Below are 16,158 nucleotides of genomic sequence, written 5' to 3' on the forward strand. Positions count from 1 at the left end.
CAAATTATTGAGTAGTTTCCCTAATTTTTGCAGAACGTTCGAGAACAAAAAGTTGGTTGAGTAGCAAAAACTCTCGGATATCATCAAGAATATTATGCTCCGGCTCTTTGTGAGCTCTGTGGTTACGAAATGCCATAAATGTACTAGAAAAGAGTGACGCTCTGCCTTTTGATTCCCCGCCGTCCAAATCAGCCCAGAAAAATGGTGATTCATCTCCTAGAAATGCTTTTGAAAATAACTTTGACCCTGTCTCTTTTTTTAGACCTGATTTCTCGCGAATAATCCGTTCCAACAATCTATATCCAGACATTAGGGCATTGTCGGGGTTTGTTTTAAACTCTAAAACCAAGTCATATAACCTCTGGTCTATGAGTGCTAATGGTAACTCTCGTGGGAAGTACCTAAATATTAGATGAGATAAAGGTTGCCTGTTGTCAATATAATCGTACCAACGGTTTGGTCTTATCGGCCTTTCATTATTTATCCAATCAAGGTCTTTTTCTAGTAGGCATGAATCGTCGAGTCGATCGACAAGTTTAGAAGACACTGAATATTCGTTTATCTCCTCGGTGTGAAGTTGCAATAGAGATAAAACACTGGAAAATGCATTAGGGCCTTCACCCGGGTAACCTGATGCAAACCCAGTTTTTATAGCTATAACTATGTCAGTGTCAACATTGAGTAATAGGGCATGAGAGTTACTATGCTCACCCTCAACAGTCAGTATCTTCACCTCATTTATAGTTCTTCCAAAATGCAGAATCTCAACTACCGCATCTATGCAGTGACACGAAATCCCTGCCATTCCTCTGTACTCTATTCCAGCAAACCTACCCATCATCACCTCCACCAATTAGTTCATTTACTCCTCCTTGAACTCTAGAAAGTTAAGAAGAATGTACTCCATCAATCAATATGCCATTTTTTACATATACAAAAAGTGATGTAGTTTGCTAATTGATTGATTTAATTATCTAACTACCAATTGGGAATGCTAGCTCTTTCTTAACTTGCTCAAACAATGCCTCAGAAAAAGTCTCATACGCTTCTTTTTGATCGGCTAGCCAATCATGCTTATTGTAAACTCCCATTACTCCCATTACTCCCATTACTCACATTACTCCCGTTAATTCATGCCCTAACATCTTTTCTGTCACATGGGGCATTGCTTTAAGCTCTGAACATATCGTTGAAATGCTGCGTCTGAAATCGTGCATTCGCCAATGCGTAAGCGTCATTGAATCACGTAGACGCCTGATATAACAATTAGCTGCAGATATGCTGAGTCGTTTGTGCAGAGATGCACCAGGGAAAAGGTAGTCATCGTAAATATTCATCAACCGTTCTAGCATTGGTTTAATGTGTTTAGGGATAGGCCTACGAATGGTGTTTCCCATTTTTGGCTCAGTTCAGGAGGTACGGTCCAGACATCATTGACCATATCAAAGTGAGCACGCCTTGATAAACGTAGCTCAGATAATCGGTTACCCCATAACATTGTCATGAGATGAAGGTTCTTGGTTGATGTGCCCGCTTTACTACGTTCTATCTCAATCCAGACTTTTGCTAACTCGGGTAACGTGAGTACTCTGTCCCCGCTTTCGATGGTTCTCCTACATCTTGCTGTTTGAGTTTTTCAAGGTGGGCGCCGTCTATTATGAATTTTGATTTACAGAAGTTAAGGCAGGCTCTCATTTTGGAAAATGCTGAGTTAGCAGTTTTAGGGTTCTTCTTGGCTATTCCATCAAACCACTGCATCCACTCGCGGGCTGATTTACATTAGGGAATGCATTATAGAAGTAGTTTTTGGCGACTGATTCATACAACACTCTAGTCCCGAGCTTTTGATGAGCGACTATGTTCTCAAACCAGAAATCGAGGCACTCTTTGAGAGTGACGAAATCTGTCTCGCCTGAGATGGCGATCTCTGGATTTCGTCCTTCTTCTTTAAGCTCCAACATCCTTTTGTGGATTTGCCTTGCATTCTTTAGGCTGATTATCGGATACTTGCCTAGACGAATGCGTTTGTTTATTCCGTTGTGACGGCACCGGGACTGGAATGTGATGTTTGCTTTGGGCGATATCTTTGCAATTAGCCCCTCACCATCCTTTAATTCTGCCGCTCCAGCGTACTCGCTAAGTTTAGCGATGGCCTTTAGTTGTTTGTCGGTTATGCTCAATTTTCTTCCCTAAAAATTTGGACACAGCGCTTACTAAAAATAGACACATATATGGACGCAAGTGCAAATGTGAACGACGAAAAAACACTAAAACTGAATAGAAAATATAGCACAAAATACGCACTTAAGCGATTGATTCTAAAGGGCTGCTTTGAAGAATTCTAACCATAATGAAAACAATATGAATAACAACGATCAACCTACCTTCTTCTTTTTCGATTACGAAACCTGGGGCACGAGTCCAGCTAAAGACAGACCGAGTCAGTTTGCGGGTGTGCGTACCGACGAAGATTTCAATATTATTGGCGAGCCTCTTGTTATTTATTGTCAACCTCCTGCTGATTATTTGCCTTCTCCTGAAGCGGCGTTGATTACTCGAATCACCCCTCAAAAAGCCCTTGCGCAAGGTTTGCCTGAACCCGAGTTCATTGCCAAGATCCATGACGAGCTCTCAAAACCAAAAACCACGAGCCTGGGTTACAACAGTATTCGTTTTGATGATGAAGTGACCCGCTATACCTGTTACCGAAACTTCATCGACCCCTACGCTTGGAGCTGGCAAAACGGTAACTCTCGTTGGGATTTACTTGATGTTATGCGCGCCTGTCATGCTCTTCGCCCAGAAGGGGTTAAATGGCCTGAAAATGAAGAGGGTTATACCAGTTTTAAGCTCGAGCACCTTTCCGTAGCCAATGGGATTGAGCACGAAAATGCGCACGATGCGATGGCAGACGTAATCGCTACGATTGAAATGGCGAAAAAGCTAAAAGCAGCGCAGCCAAAACTGTTCAATTACTTCTTGAGCATGCGTCATAAACGAAAACTGAACGAGTTGATTGATATCGTGAGCATGACACCATTAATGCATGTTTCCGGTATGTTTGGACGCGATTGCAATTATACCAGCTGGATTGTGCCTGTTGCATGGCACCCAACCAACCAAAATGCTGCAATCGTTGTGGATTTGGCAAAAGATCCTGCTCCCTTATTAGAGTTGGACGCTGATGAACTTCGTACTCGTTTATATACCAAACGCAGTGAACTCGCAGAAGATGAGCTTCCCGTTCCTATTAAGCTCGTTCATATCAACAAGTGTCCTATTCTCGCGCCAGCCAAAACCTTGACGGCAGAAAATGCCGAAGCCATCGGTATTAATAGAAAGCAATGCTTGGATAATCTGGCACGACTTCGTAGCCACCCTGAGATCAGAGAAAAACTCATTAGTTTGTACAGTGCGGACCGCGAGTATCCAGCCAGCGAAGATGTCGACACTAAACTCTATGACGGTTTTTTCTCTCCCGCAGATAAGTCAGCAATGGACATTATTCGCGCCACTGACCCAGCCAATTTAGCCGCTTTGGACATTCGCTTTAACGATGAGCGCATTGAACCTCTTCTTTTCCGCTATAGAGCGAGACATTACCCATTGTCTTTAGATGAGCAAGAGCAAGTTAAATGGGCGAATCATTGCAGAGATTATTTTGAACAAAGGCTCGAAGGTTACATGTTGAATCTTGAAAACCTGGTCCACGAACATGAAAGTGATGAAAAGAAAATGGCCATTTTGAAAGCGGTGTATCAGTATGTTGAAAAAATAGCGTCTTAATCTGCTATAGATAACGCGCTTAGACATACTGTATTAAAAGGATTAAATCTCGATTGGATGCACGGTTTTATTGGTAAACATGTAATAAGGTAACGCACGCTCAATGGCTATGAAATTGGCAAAATATTTGGTGTCCATGCTTCTCATTTTAGTGAGTTTATTGATTGGTAACACCCTACAATCACTATTAAACACCGCCATCCCCGGCAGTATTTTTGGTATGTTGATACTATTTGCACTGCTCGCGAGTGGCCTTGTTTCTTCGGAATGGGTTAAATCGAGTGCCACACTCTTGATTCGATACATGATTTTACTGTTTGTGCCGATTAGCGTCGGCCTCATGCTTCATTTCGATACACTGATTGAAAACGCGTTGCCTATATTGGCCTCTACTGTTGGGGCAACGTTCATTGTTCTTGTCGTACTGGGCTACTTTTTGGATCGCCTGTTAAAGAAGGGGAACAAGTGATGTGGCTACTGGTGACCGTCGTCGTTTTCCTATTTTCACGTTGGGTCAGTCAAAAAGTAAATAACCCATTATTTAATCCATTGGTTATCAGCATTAGCATTTTGATTCCGATGTTAATTTGGTTAAAAGTGCCTTACGAACAGTATTATGCAGAGAACCGTTGGATAAATTATTTGTTACAGCCCGCCGTCGTTGCACTGGCTTATCCACTATACGAACAATTGCCACAAATACGGGCAAACTGGCGCATTATCATGCTGGCGTGCGGTGTCGGCAGTGTGCTTTCTATGTTTACCTCGACCATCATTGCCGTATTCATGCAGACAGAACTAACCTTGATTGCCAGTTTCTTGGGGAAATCGGTTACAACGCCTATTGCTATGGAGGTTTCGAGCAGCCTTGGAGGCGAACCCGCCATGGCGGCAATTTTCGTACTGCTGGTTGGATTGTTTGGTGCGATTCTCGCTTACCCTATTTATAACCTCCTAAACATCACCCACTCTATCGCTAAGGGGTTGACCATGGGCACGGTTTCTCATGCGTTAGGAACCGCAACCTGTGCAGAAAAAGATCCTAAAGATGCGGCGTTCAGTTCTTTAGCCTTGGTCGTGTGCGGTGTGATCACCTCGATTCTCGCTCCATCGTTTTTCTCATTGGCCGTGTGGTTGCTCATGTAGAGCAGCTCACTGAACCGGCTCCTTTACTCATGTTTGTTTACATAAAAAGGCGGAAAAACGGGAAATTCATTCTAAAAAACGTGCTGAGTCACTCATTTGGTGTAATGTAATTCCTATTACATTTATTAATGTGATCTATACCTCTGTTTATTATTTATCGTTCCCTAGAATGAATATCAATACAAAAAAGAGGTCGAACAATGAATACCCAAATGGAACGTGCACTACAAGAAGCCCCTGAATCACTATCTCGCTTTTTATTACCGATTATCCAAGATGATAGCTTTGACGCTACCTTGTCTAAACAGCAATTTGAGCAACTCCTTGAAGTCTCTGGCTTGGCAGACGCCGATTTGCGTGTTGCACTGTTGCCGTTTGCTGCCGCTTATTCCTACGCTCCGCTATCTCACTTTTTTGTCGGTGCCATAGTGAGAGGCCTATCTGGTCGGTTGTATTTTGGTGCGAATGTTGAGATTTCTGGCGTTCAGCTCGGTCAAACTGTCCATGCTGAGCAATCTGCCATCAGCCATGCTTGGATGAAAGGTGAAGAAGGGATTACTGACATTACAATCAACTTCAGCCCATGTGGTCACTGCCGACAATTTATGAATGAACTCTCTACAGCAGATGAGCTTGTTATTCAGCTACCACAAAAAGATCAGAAATCATTGCAAGAATATTTACCTGAGTCATTTGGCCCTGCGGATCTTGGGATTGAAACCAGACTGATGTCTAAAGTCGATCATCTGCTGACGACCGATGATGAAGACGCATTGATCAACGTCGCGATGCAACGATTAAATGCCAGTCACGCACCTTACACTAAGAATCTGAGTGGTGCAGCGCTTCGTCTGGCTAACGGGAAAGTCTATAGCGGTGCATACGCTGAAAATGCGGCGTTCAACCCAAGTTTACCACCGCTTCAAGTTGCGATGATTCAATTGCTGTTAGATGGTGAGTCGATCAACGATATCGCTTCAGCAGCACTGGTCGAAATGTCTGAAGGCACTATCAGTCACCTTGCTGATACTCAAGCAACACTAGAAGCCATCAACCCAGACATTACGGTTTCTTATTTGTCCGTTTGAGCCTTTGCTTGATCAGAGGTTGGCCTAAAGTGGTTAACTTATTCTATAAAAAGGCTTATATACCCAGTATTAAGTAAAGTCTAATAAGTGAAGCATTCATTTTGACCGTGTTTATCTATTTAGCAACGGTTATCAAAACAACTGAAAGGGGCGTTACCCGCCCAGATTCAATCTGGCCTTTAAAGTTTTACCTCTAAGGCCAGAATAGCATTCCCAAGTTTCTCAACAGATATTAACCCTTAATACTCTAAATCAAAGTAACGGCTAATAAGTACTACCACTAAGAGGTACTAAAGTAGAACTGGATTCAAATTAATTCCCCCATCAATATTATATTCGCCACCTGTAATAAACGAAGCATCGTCCGAGGCTAGAAACAGCACGAGTTTGGCGATATCGTCTGGCTGACCAAAACGCTTCAGCGGAATCCGATTTTGTATCGCTGTAGAAAAGTCGTTTAATTGCTCTTCTGGCATTCCGGTTTTACCAAAAATCGGGGTATGTATCGGCCCTGGGTTAACTGAATTCACTCTAATTTTTCTGGGTGCTAACTCAGTCGCCGCTGTGCGTGTATAGGAATTTAACGCAGCTTTGGAAGCTGCATATATAGCGGTATTTGGCATACCGGTATAAGCGTTAATAGATGAAAGGTTTATGATCGAGCCACCATCATTGATAACCGGTAAAAATTTTTCAGTGGTAAACACCGCGCCCTTAAAGTTTATGCCCATTTGCGTATCGAACATTTCTTCACTATTTTGCCCTATTGGAGCCGGGCTAAACACTCCAGCATTCACGAATAAAACATCAATATGAGTAAATTCACGCTTTACTTGCTCAACGAGATTATCAATCGCAGATAAATCACTTACATCTGCAACAATTCCTTTTACCCCTAATTCAAAAGCCGCCGAGGCTACTCTATCAGCCGACCTACCGGTAATGATCACACTCGCCCCTGCCTTCTTAAAATATTTTGCGGTAGCGAAGCCTATACCGCTGTTGCCACCCGTTACTACGGCAACTTTTCCTGTTAAATCATTCATCTCTCGTTCCTTAATATGTTGGATTATTCGCCCTTACTTATGTACCGATCGGTACATAATATTGACAATCTATACCTATCGGTACAAAATATCAAGGGCAATATAATTAAAGATGGACGTATAAATGAAATCAGGCAGAACCCGTAGCTTTGATAAAGAGACCGCACTTGAAAATGCCATGTTGGTTTTTTGGAAAAATGGTTACCCTGGGACGTCGTTAACCGACTTAACTGGGGCAATGGGTATAAACAAGCCCAGTTTATATTCTGCATTTGGTAATAAAGAAAATTTGTTTAATCAATCGCTTGAGCTTTATTTAGAGAAATATGCTCTCGTTCATTCAACTCATCTTGTGGAGGCAAATATCTGTTTACAAGATCGGCTGAAAAACTTCTTAACATCTACAGCTAGGATGTTGACCGATAGTAACCTCCCAAAAGGATGTTTAATTTGTCATAGTACGTCTGAGCTTGCGGGGACCTGCTTACCTGAAAAAAGCGGAACAAAATTACAAGGCATTAACCAACAGACAAGCGACGCTTTTACGGCGTTTTTTGAAAATGAAATAAAAGCGGGTAATCTTGCCGCTGACTGTGACACGAACGCGATGGCTAACTACCTTTTAGCATTGATGTTTGGTTTAGCCATTTCTGCGAGAAATGGTAGCGACTTTCAGTCACTACAAGGAATAATTTGTTTCTCCCTTGGCAACTTTTCCTGATAAAAGAGCTCGTTTTAATCTTTAATTTACGGATACTCACCGAGTTTAGTGCTAAGTCCGCGATTTATCTTATTATTAGTAATTATATAACGGTCATCGAAAACTGATTAACAAGAGAAGAAGTAATGTCGCTGAAAGCAGTAATTCCATACAATGTAATAATGCTCAGCAATTGCTGAGCATTAATTTTATCGCTATGGCGATGACTGTTCCTATTCCGCTGTAGGACTAGGTGAAGATGAGTAGCTAACGCCTATCTAAGATGTGAAAACACCACTTGCTGATCAAGTTCGGATTGGTACTGCGTATAGTCTAACCCTTGCTCAAAGATGTATTGCGTCACCAGCGTTCGAATTGTGCTGATCAACACGTCACTCGCCCAAGGTTTCTCAAAGTAGTGATTTATCCCAGCGACATTGATTGCCTCAATCGTATCCGACTGTGTGGCTTGACCTGTCAACAAGATTTTCTTTGTATGCCTAAAACGTGAATCTAAAGAGACTTCCGTGAGCAGTTCAACGCCGGTTTTTCCTGGCATAACATGATCAGAAATCAACACAGCAACCATTTCACCATCCGCATCTAATTCATCCATCAGCTCCAACACTTCGTCAGCCGATTCGCAATCTTCTATATTTAGCCAATGAGTCAATGGTTCCAAATCTTGAAGTACCGCACTCAACACTTCTCGCTGATCGTCAACGCAAATTAAATTAAGCTTCTCCATGTTCATCCTCGATTGGTAACTTGATTCTAAAAATTGTTTTCTCTCTGTCGCTTTTTACTGCAATACTGCCGGAGTACCCAGCAACAATACGTTTGACTATAGAGAGCCCAAGGCCTAGGCCAAATGATAAGCCGCCTTTTTTTGTCGTAAAATTAGGTTGAAAGATCTTTCTTCGGATCGCAGGTTCTATCTCAGGGCCATTATTGGTCACCGTGACTAAAATCCTATTTTTATGCACCCGAGTATGAATATCGATGGCGGGTTCGTCACACTCTTCCATTGCATCACAGGCGTTTTTAATGATGTTCACCCAGATCTGAACAAGCTCAGTTTGTGACCCTTTGAATGGTGGAAGCTCAGCGGGTCGAATACGCACAGAGACTCTACGTAAATCACTTTGTAATAATGCCACCGCCCGATGAATGGAATCATTCACATCCAGTTCTTCATCTAAATCGATGTCGGTACGACCGAGTTGTTTCACCGATTTTACAATTCCCACGGTGTGTTTTGACGCCAAGCGAAGATCATGTATGTCGCGTCCCATTTGCCAATAACGAATCGCGTCTTTGGGAGACGCTAACCAATGATCATTCACTTCATCGGCTTTCACTGCGCGAGCAAGCTCTCTTGCGATGTCCTTGGGTAAATTGTACTTTTGTTCAAATAGCTTTCCCCTTTTACGAACTTCACTGGAGGGACTCTTTTGACCTTGCATTAAACCCACATCAAAAAACTGGCTCGCTTCCGGATGAATCTCTTCGAGTAACGTTAATAACACAGACTCTAATCGATCAGATGTACTGCTCACAACACCAATCGCGTTGTTAAGCTCGTGCGCTATTCCAGCAGCTAGCTGCCCTAGCGTTGTCATTTGTTCTGCGGTGTGTAACTTTTGTAACGCTTGTTCTTTGGCTAACGCTTCTTCTGTGGCTCTGCGCTGGCGACGTGACAGTTCATTGACAATAACAGGGGTAAATTGAGCCGTTAATGGGCCATAGTTTTCTGGTTCAAAGGCTGGTGTGGTTCTGTCTATCCATGCGAGCTGAGTATCAGATTTAGCCACAACGGTAGACGAGGCGATCCACGTTTCAGAAAAGAAACTGTGTACACCAATAAAGGCCCCTTCCGACGCTGAAAAGACCTTAGTTTGTAGATCGCCACCTTTGGTGAAATAACCCTCTAATTCACCACTAACTACGTAATACAACCTGTCGTTATGCCCGCCCTGCTCTAGAACGACGGTGCCAGCAATTGGGGACAGTTTTCTATCGTTATCACTAAAATAACGACCAATGAGTTGATTGAATTTACTATTAGGCATCGTCCGTAGTTACCCTATATGGCCCACAGAGTGTAAGATCCACACCATAACAAAACTCAATAACACGCCAACTACACCCAGAATCACGCCTACTTTCGCCATTTGATGGGTCTGAACTTGCCCTGTCGCGTGTGCCAATGCATTAGGCGGCGTACTGATGGGTAAAGACATGCCCAGCGAAGCGGCAAAAGTGACAACGAGAATCAAGGTTAACTCGCCACCCAAAGGGGTTAAAGATGCCATTGAAGCGCCCAGAGCAGCCATGATAGGCATAAGCAAGTTGGCCGTTGCTGTATGAGACATAAAGTTAGCCATGACTAAACATAGGGTCGCCGCGCCAAATAATACAACGTATGGTGAGTATTCGTCGAACGGGATACTGTGCACCATCAATCTTGCGAGGCCCGTTTTATCTAACGCCAGACCTAACGCGATACCACCAGAAACAAGCCACAGAACATCCCACGAGATCTTTTTCAAATCTTCTTTGTTGATAATGCCGGTCAGTGAGAAAATAGCGACCGGGATAAGAGCCACAGTGTAGGAATTCATGCCGTGAGATGACCCCATCAGCCACAATATGATCGTTGATGCAAAGGTGATGTAAACAATAATCGCTTTTGGCGTTTTCAAAAACTTGCCTTTGATGCTCAGGTTGATGGTTTTCTGATCGGCTTTATAAATTGACCCGATTAAGAACCACGCCAACGCCATCATAACAACAACGAACGGCACACCAAACGCCATCCATTCACCAAAGGTTATAAGATTGTCACCCACTAGATATTTCAGCGCGATCGCATTGGGTGGGGTTCCTATGGGTGTGCCTATCCCACCAATATTTGCCGCAACGGGTATGCACAATGCAAATGCCACTCTGCCTGGATCTTTAGGGCCAAAAACCGCGATAACTGGCGTCAAAATCGACAGCATCATTGCGGTTGTCGCCGTATTCGACATAAACATCGAAAAAATGCCGGTAATGAGCATCAATCCGAGCATCACGTACTTAGGGTTTTGCCCAAATGGTTTGAGCAATACGCGCGCTAAGTTGACATCTAACCGGTACTTAGTCGCTGCCATTGCAAGGAAGAATCCGCCTAAAAAGAGCATAATGATTGGGCTCGCGAACGTGGCCATGATCTCATGATATTGGAGAAGCTCACCAAAATGCGGCTGACCTTCTTCCAAACGAAAGAAGAAGATTCCCTTATTGGACAGCATTAACAGCTCTAAAACGATGATCACCACAGACGTCGCATAAATCGGTATTGGCTCAAATACCCAGCACAGGGCGGCGAGTAAGAATATCGCGATGACCCGCTGTTGGATAATCGTCAAGCCCTCAAATGGAAACGCTGACAAGGGTAAACATAGAATGAACAGAGGGATAATAAGGGGAATGATGTATTTCATATACTGACGCATGGTACGGCAACTCTTCCTGAGATTAAGTAACGACACGATAATGATCCTAGGATCACTAATGGAGTAAATACTCCTTACCTTTAAGTCGTCTATTATTAAGGGGTTGTCACTGATTTACTACGCTTGAGATCAATGAAACGTTATTTTTGTCAATGAAGCGTGTCTTGTACGTTGTTTTTCTGTATCCGTTTTTCTCTTTTTCATTCTATGATAAAACTCGATACGCAAACGTTTGCTTTTGTGCCGATAATCAGTATGATCCCCGTCAGAATTTACTACCTGTATTGATAACGAGGTTTTTATGTTTGGTACCGCGACAAGTAAAGATGCGACTCGAGTATTGCTTCTTGGATCTGGTGAATTAGGCAAGGAAGTCGCCATAGAATGCCAACGTTTAGGCTTTGAAGTGATCGCCTGTGATCGTTATGAAAACGCACCAGCAATGCAAGTGGCTCACCGTAGCCATGTTCTTGATATGCTCGATGGCGACGCGCTTCAAACCATTATCGAACAAGAAAAGCCGGACTATGTGGTCCCTGAAATTGAAGCTATCGCAACCGACAAATTAGTTGAACTTGAAGCTCAAGGTCTCAATGTCGTCCCAACTGCGAACGCCACAAAACTCACCATGAACCGTGAAGGTATTCGTCGCCTGGCTGCTGAAGAATTAAACCTCACGACCTCGCCCTATAAGTTTGCGGATACATTCGAAGAATTTAAAGCGGCGGTTGAATTTGCTGGCCTGCCTTGTGTGTGCAAACCCGTAATGAGTTCATCAGGTAAAGGCCAAAGTGTCATCAAATCCTCCGAGGATATTCAAACAGCATGGGATTACGCTCAAGAAGGTGGCCGAACTGGTGCGGGTCGAGTCATCGTGGAAGGCTTTATTGATTTTGACTATGAAATTACACTTTTGACGGTTCGCGCTGTCGATGGCGTTCATTTCTGCCAACCGATTGGCCACCGCCAGGAAGATGGTGATTATCGCGAATCGTGGCAGCCACAAGCCATGACGGACTCAGCGAGGGAAGCCGCAGAATACAGTGCGGAGAAAATCGTTAATGCGCTGGGTGGCTATGGTATTTTTGGTGTTGAATTGTTTATTAAAGGCGATAAAGTCATCTTTAACGAAGTCTCCCCTCGCCCACATGACACAGGTTTGGTTACGCTCATCTCGCAAGAACTTTCTGAATTTGCACTGCACGTTCGAGCGTTTACGGGTATGCCAATCAACAGCATTACTCAATACGGAGCCTCTGCTTCCGCGGTCGTTTTAGGGCAAGGGACATCAACTAATATCCGTTATGATGGACTCAGTGACGCATTAGCAATGCCTCAAACCCAGGTACGTTTATTCGGTAAGCCCGATATTGATGGCCGCCGTCGATTAGGTGTAGCACTGACCCGTCGTCACAGCGTAGACAAAGCGATAGAAGATGCCATAACGAGCGCTCAAAAGGTCAACATTAGCTACTAATTTAATGGTTATCATCGCGTTTCGCTTGAGCAAGCCTATTGTTATAAACAGGATCCAGTGACACGCTAAATTAAGTCACAAAAAGTACGATAAAAAATCCTAACCTTTAAGGGGTTAGGATTTTTTGTTTCCCATTCGTGAATGGCTTATACCCATCACAGTCATCGCTTAAACAATACTAAACGCTAGACTTTTCAATCAGCCAAACTTCTTCTGCGAATCTGGTCAATCCTTTTTTAGCTCGCTTGGGATGATGTTCATCAGCATCATCACGATGTAAAAGAGTGACCTTAAACTCTGAAAACAAAGCTTGTATTTCGCTTTGAGGAACGCTAAACGGAGGCCCCGCCATTTCAGTCTGCGGGTAGTCGAGCGTGACCAGTAAAATGCGGCCTTTCTCAGCCAACTTCCCTTTAATCAAACTCACATAGTCACTGCGCATGGATTCAGGTAGCGCGATGAGAGCTGCTCTATCATAGACAATATCAACCGGCTCTATCGGCGCAGTAAAGACATCTCCGTTGTAGATTGAAAGCTCGTCAAACTGATACAGCTGATGTTGGCTACTTATCGTCGTCACGGTTGGTGTGTAAAAATGTTCAGCAAAGAAGGAACGTACGGCAATGTTACTTAGCTCAACCCCTTGGACATCATCATGGCGGGTCGCCAACCACACCAAATCTTCTGATTTTCCGCACAATGGCACCAACACTGAATCGCTTCTTTGGGGTTGTGTTTTTGGCCAATACTGAATTAATAATGGATTCACATCTTCCAAATGAAATCCAATTTGATTTGCGGCCCACTTACTGTGCCAAAAGTCTGGATCGTTCATTGTTGTTCCTTGTGTTTGAAGATATTTTGGTCAATGTATTGGATTTTAACGTGTTAAATTATTTATAACCAGTGTGTTCATATCCCATTAATATACGCCCGATATAATGACTACACAGTTCAGGGTAAATTACGTTTTTCTAAGCCATTTGCGATAAAACGTGATCTATTTCTAGCTTCTCGCACTAAACGCGATAATAGGGTTTGATTGGGTTATTAGCACCCCAATATCTTGTTTAGTTGCTTAATTTGTTTGAACTTAGTGTCTTTTATATCCACTTTTTACTAGGTTACTTATTAAGGAGAATGAATGAGTCTTTTTCTTCGTACGACAGCAATGATGCTTTTGATGCTGACCCGTGCACCTGCATTCGCAGCGCTTCCGACTTCACCAGCGGATGAAGACAAGCTTTCGACCAGCCATAACGAAGTATGCGCTAAGTTGTTTAAACACAACTTAAGCGGCTTGTATGCTATTCAATCAACCAATGTCACCCCGATTCAGCCATATTCAGACTTTGACACGCTATACAGTAAATCTCATCAGGCGCAATTTGAACTTGAAGATATCTGCAACAGCACAGCATTACTCACTCAAACTCATGCATATTTTGCTGGTATTAAATCTTCACACCGTGCTCAAGATAAAATAAAACATGAGCTTGGTGGAAAAGTGGAGCGCATTACTGATGTCGCAAGAGCGACAATCATCGCTAACGATGTAGAAAGCTTGATGGAAGTCTATGAAGCGTTGGATAGAGAAACGGAGATTGTAAAAGTCAAAAACCGATTTAAGAGTCCAGCACCCTCTGGCTACCGAGATTTGAATTTGCTGGTTAAGCTACCCAAGACCAATATTATCGCGGAAGTACAAGTTCATCTTCAAGCGATTGCGGATGTGAAGAATGGACCTGAGCATGACCTTTACGAAGTGATACAGCAGATCGAACGTAAAGCGGCAGCCGAGCAAAGAGATTTGGAACAGTTTGAATTGACGCAAATTAACAAGATGAGAAATCAATCTCTACAGCTCTATCAAGACGCGTGGCAACCGTATATCACTACGCACATTAAGGCAGCATAACCACTCTGTGTACTATCTTTAACTCATAGAGAAAGCGGCATTCAAAAGAGCAACGACGCAAATAGAATAAACTAACAGGCCAGGTGCAATTCGCATTTGGCCTTTTTATTTCAAAACAGAAGAGACAGGCAACTGTTTAGACCGATATTTCTAGAAGGACTAGCCGTGCAGTCTCTCATTGCATTTCATGGGTACATACAAGACAATAGCGCACCAAAATTATCTATTGAGTAAGTACATGACTCCCGCTATTTATCTGGTTAAAGGCCGAGACAAATCTTTACGTCGCAAACATCCTTGGGTTTTTTCACGAGGCATTCACCGTGTAGAAGGTGAACCACAATCGGGAGAAACCGTTGATGTGTACGCCAATAACGGTCAATGGCTGGCAAAAGCAGCGTATTCTCCTACCTCTCAGATCCGCGCGCGTGTATGGAGTTTTGAGAAACGAGATATCGATAAAGCCTTCTTTGTTGAAAAAATTCGCCAAGCACAGCTATTGCGTGACGATATCATCGAACGCGATGGACTCACTGGCTACCGATTGATCGCTGCAGAGTCTGATTCACTGCCTGGTATCACCATCGATAGATTTCAAAATTACTTAGTGTGTCAGCTCCTCAGTGCTGGCGCTGAATATAACAAGAGTACATTGGTTGACGCCTTGGTTGAGTGCTTTCCTGATTGCAATATCTATGAACGCTCTGATGTGGCGGTTCGTAAAAAAGAAGGCCTGCCAGAAACTGTCGGTGTGTTGCATGGCGATACACCGCCTGATTCAGTCATTATTGAAGAGAATGGCGTTAAAATCAGTGTTGATATCATCAATGGTCATAAAACGGGGTTTTATCTCGATCAGCGAGATAGTCGCCAGCAATCGATGAAGTATGTTAAAGACAAAGACGTGCTGAATTGCTTTTCATACACTGGCGGATTTGGCCTATACGCTCTTAAAGGGGGTGCGAAGCGGGTAATCAACGCTGACGTGTCTCAGCCGGCTCTTGATACCGCCAAGTACAATGCAGAAATTAATGAATTCGATATTTCTAAAAAGCGCGCTGTCTTTTTAAATGCTGATGTATTTAAGCTACTGCGTGAGTATCGCGATCAAGGAACGCAATTTGATGTCGTTGTTATGGACCCACCAAAGTTTGTTTCTAGTAAAAACAATCTGACATCTGGCGCGAACGGTTACAAAGATATCAACATGCTTGCGATGCAGATCCTCAAACCTGGTGGAACCTTGCTGACTTATTCTTGCTCTGGCTTAATGAGTGCTGACTTGTTCCAAAAAGTCATTGCTGACGCTGCGCTTGATGCAGGCCGAAGCGTAAAGTTTGTCGAGCGTTTTGAACAAGCAGCCGATCACTTAATTGATACGGCCTACCCTGAAGGTTTTTACTTGAAAGGTTTTGCTTGTAAGGTGCTTTAAACAATCAATATCTGAATAAAAAGAGCCCGAATTTCTATTAAGAAATTCGGGCTTTTTCATTATTT

17 protein-coding genes are annotated in these 16,158 nt (G+C 43.2%); 8 read left to right on the forward strand and 9 right to left on the reverse strand.

All coding sequences use genetic code 11. The features are described from left to right. Window positions 1–4: 4 nt before the first annotated feature. The 4 genes from QF117_RS14250 to QF117_RS14265 form a co-directional block, all read right to left on the reverse strand. Window positions 5–841: a TIGR02391 family protein gene (locus QF117_RS14250; protein ID WP_282386332.1), complete on the reverse strand. Its 837-nt coding sequence runs from the start codon at window positions 839–841 to the stop codon at window positions 5–7. A gap of 133 nt (window positions 842–974) precedes the next feature. Then, on the reverse strand, window positions 975–1,091 hold the full coding sequence (locus QF117_RS14255; protein WP_282386333.1) for an integrase: 117 nt from the start codon (window positions 1,089–1,091) through the stop codon (window positions 975–977). A 21-nt stretch (window positions 1,092–1,112) separates the two neighbouring features. Next, the gene (locus tag QF117_RS14260) at window positions 1,113–1,397 is read right to left on the reverse strand and encodes a tyrosine-type recombinase/integrase (protein ID WP_282386335.1); all 285 of its coding nucleotides are present in this window, start codon (window positions 1,395–1,397) and stop codon (window positions 1,113–1,115) included. Between the two features lie 339 nt (window positions 1,398–1,736). Next, the gene (locus tag QF117_RS14265; protein WP_282386337.1) at window positions 1,737–2,180 is read right to left on the reverse strand and encodes an Arm DNA-binding domain-containing protein; all 444 of its coding nucleotides are present in this window, start codon (window positions 2,178–2,180) and stop codon (window positions 1,737–1,739) included. Between the two features lie 181 nt (window positions 2,181–2,361). Between QF117_RS14265 and sbcB the strand changes: the two genes are divergently transcribed. The 4 genes from sbcB to cdd all read left to right on the forward strand — a co-directional run bounded on the left by sbcB (window position 2,362) and on the right by cdd (window position 6,020). Next, window positions 2,362–3,786 carry an exodeoxyribonuclease I gene (gene sbcB, locus QF117_RS14270; RefSeq protein WP_282386339.1) on the forward strand — a complete coding sequence of 475 codons (1,425 nt, stop codon included), beginning with the start codon at window positions 2,362–2,364 and terminating at the stop codon, window positions 3,784–3,786. A gap of 103 nt (window positions 3,787–3,889) precedes the next feature. Continuing rightward, on the forward strand, window positions 3,890–4,255 hold the full coding sequence (locus QF117_RS14275) for a CidA/LrgA family protein (RefSeq protein ID WP_282386340.1): 366 nt from the start codon (window positions 3,890–3,892) through the stop codon (window positions 4,253–4,255). Then, window positions 4,255–4,932, forward strand: coding sequence for a CidB/LrgB family autolysis modulator (locus QF117_RS14280; RefSeq protein WP_282389492.1), 678 nt, complete (start codon window positions 4,255–4,257; stop codon window positions 4,930–4,932). The genes QF117_RS14275 and QF117_RS14280 overlap by 1 nt, the downstream gene beginning before the upstream one ends. Window positions 4,933–5,132: 200 nt before the next feature. Further along, on the forward strand, window positions 5,133–6,020 hold the full coding sequence (gene cdd / locus QF117_RS14285) for a cytidine deaminase (protein ID WP_282386341.1): 888 nt from the start codon (window positions 5,133–5,135) through the stop codon (window positions 6,018–6,020). A 290-nt stretch (window positions 6,021–6,310) separates the two neighbouring features. Here the strand turns inward: cdd and QF117_RS14290 are convergent, their stop codons facing one another. Continuing rightward, window positions 6,311–7,066: an SDR family oxidoreductase gene (locus QF117_RS14290; RefSeq protein ID WP_282386343.1), complete on the reverse strand. Its 756-nt coding sequence runs from the start codon at window positions 7,064–7,066 to the stop codon at window positions 6,311–6,313. A 124-nt stretch (window positions 7,067–7,190) separates the two neighbouring features. On the opposite strand from QF117_RS14290, the gene QF117_RS14295 reads away from it, so the two are divergent. Then, complete coding sequence (locus QF117_RS14295) at window positions 7,191–7,787, forward strand: TetR/AcrR family transcriptional regulator (protein WP_282386344.1); 597 nt, start codon at window positions 7,191–7,193, stop codon at window positions 7,785–7,787. A gap of 253 nt (window positions 7,788–8,040) precedes the next feature. Here QF117_RS14295 and QF117_RS14300 read toward each other — a convergent pair whose 3' ends face one another. From QF117_RS14300 to QF117_RS14310, 3 genes are read right to left on the reverse strand one after another with little or no spacing between them, the layout of a single operon-like run. Continuing rightward, window positions 8,041–8,514 (reverse strand): response regulator, encoded by a 474-nt coding sequence (locus QF117_RS14300; protein WP_282386345.1) that lies wholly within the window; start codon window positions 8,512–8,514, stop codon window positions 8,041–8,043. Beyond that, window positions 8,501–9,838 (reverse strand): ATP-binding protein, encoded by a 1,338-nt coding sequence (locus QF117_RS14305; RefSeq protein WP_282386346.1) that lies wholly within the window; start codon window positions 9,836–9,838, stop codon window positions 8,501–8,503. The genes QF117_RS14300 and QF117_RS14305 overlap by 14 nt, the downstream gene beginning before the upstream one ends. Window positions 9,839–9,847: 9 nt before the next feature. Further along, window positions 9,848–11,266, reverse strand: a complete 1,419-nt coding sequence (locus QF117_RS14310) for an SLC13 family permease (RefSeq protein ID WP_282386347.1) — start codon at window positions 11,264–11,266, stop codon at window positions 9,848–9,850. A 301-nt stretch (window positions 11,267–11,567) separates the two neighbouring features. On the opposite strand from QF117_RS14310, the gene purT reads away from it, so the two are divergent. Then, complete coding sequence (gene purT, locus QF117_RS14315) at window positions 11,568–12,743, forward strand: formate-dependent phosphoribosylglycinamide formyltransferase (RefSeq protein WP_282386349.1); 1,176 nt, start codon at window positions 11,568–11,570, stop codon at window positions 12,741–12,743. A gap of 178 nt (window positions 12,744–12,921) precedes the next feature. Here the strand turns inward: purT and QF117_RS14320 are convergent, their stop codons facing one another. Next, a complete protein-coding gene (locus QF117_RS14320; RefSeq protein ID WP_282386350.1) occupies window positions 12,922–13,578 on the reverse strand; it encodes a thiopurine S-methyltransferase in 657 nt (218 codons plus the stop codon). Between the two features lie 309 nt (window positions 13,579–13,887). Between QF117_RS14320 and QF117_RS14325 the strand changes: the two genes are divergently transcribed. Beyond that, on the forward strand, window positions 13,888–14,661 hold the full coding sequence (locus QF117_RS14325) for a phosphoribosylglycinamide formyltransferase (RefSeq protein WP_282386351.1): 774 nt from the start codon (window positions 13,888–13,890) through the stop codon (window positions 14,659–14,661). A 238-nt stretch (window positions 14,662–14,899) separates the two neighbouring features. After that, window positions 14,900–16,093 carry a class I SAM-dependent methyltransferase gene (locus tag QF117_RS14330; RefSeq protein WP_282386353.1) on the forward strand — a complete coding sequence of 398 codons (1,194 nt, stop codon included), beginning with the start codon at window positions 14,900–14,902 and terminating at the stop codon, window positions 16,091–16,093. Window positions 16,094–16,158 lie beyond the last annotated feature (65 nt).

It is taken from the genome of Vibrio sp. YMD68, assembly GCF_029958905.1.
GTDB lineage: Bacteria > Pseudomonadota > Gammaproteobacteria > Enterobacterales > Vibrionaceae > Vibrio.

Bases quoted from the DNA above. Each gene is read 5' to 3' on its own strand.
- QF117_RS14290 (WP_282386343.1), bottom strand. From the start codon at position 7,066: ATGAATGATTTAACAGGAAAAGTTGCCGTAGTAACGGGTGGCAACAGC.
- QF117_RS14320 (WP_282386350.1), bottom strand. From the start codon at position 13,578: ATGAACGATCCAGACTTTTGGCACAGTAAGTGGGCCGCAAATCAAATT.
- QF117_RS14310 (WP_282386347.1), bottom strand. From the start codon at position 11,266: ATGCGTCAGTATATGAAATACATCATTCCCCTTATTATCCCTCTGTTC.
- QF117_RS14280 (WP_282389492.1), top strand. From the start codon at position 4,255: ATGTGGCTACTGGTGACCGTCGTCGTTTTCCTATTTTCACGTTGGGTC.
- QF117_RS14300 (WP_282386345.1), bottom strand. From the start codon at position 8,514: ATGGAGAAGCTTAATTTAATTTGCGTTGACGATCAGCGAGAAGTGTTG.
- QF117_RS14330 (WP_282386353.1), top strand. From the start codon at position 14,900: ATGACTCCCGCTATTTATCTGGTTAAAGGCCGAGACAAATCTTTACGT.
- QF117_RS14275 (WP_282386340.1), top strand. From the start codon at position 3,890: ATGGCTATGAAATTGGCAAAATATTTGGTGTCCATGCTTCTCATTTTA.
- purT (WP_282386349.1), top strand. From the start codon at position 11,568: ATGTTTGGTACCGCGACAAGTAAAGATGCGACTCGAGTATTGCTTCTT.
- QF117_RS14250 (WP_282386332.1), bottom strand. From the start codon at position 841: ATGATGGGTAGGTTTGCTGGAATAGAGTACAGAGGAATGGCAGGGATT.
- sbcB (WP_282386339.1), top strand. From the start codon at position 2,362: ATGAATAACAACGATCAACCTACCTTCTTCTTTTTCGATTACGAAACC.
- QF117_RS14325 (WP_282386351.1), top strand. From the start codon at position 13,888: ATGAGTCTTTTTCTTCGTACGACAGCAATGATGCTTTTGATGCTGACC.
- QF117_RS14260 (WP_282386335.1), bottom strand. From the start codon at position 1,397: ATGGGAAACACCATTCGTAGGCCTATCCCTAAACACATTAAACCAATG.
- QF117_RS14295 (WP_282386344.1), top strand. From the start codon at position 7,191: ATGAAATCAGGCAGAACCCGTAGCTTTGATAAAGAGACCGCACTTGAA.
- cdd (WP_282386341.1), top strand. From the start codon at position 5,133: ATGAATACCCAAATGGAACGTGCACTACAAGAAGCCCCTGAATCACTA.
- QF117_RS14255 (WP_282386333.1), bottom strand. From the start codon at position 1,091: ATGGGAGTTTACAATAAGCATGATTGGCTAGCCGATCAAAAAGAAGCG.
- QF117_RS14305 (WP_282386346.1), bottom strand. From the start codon at position 9,838: ATGCCTAATAGTAAATTCAATCAACTCATTGGTCGTTATTTTAGTGAT.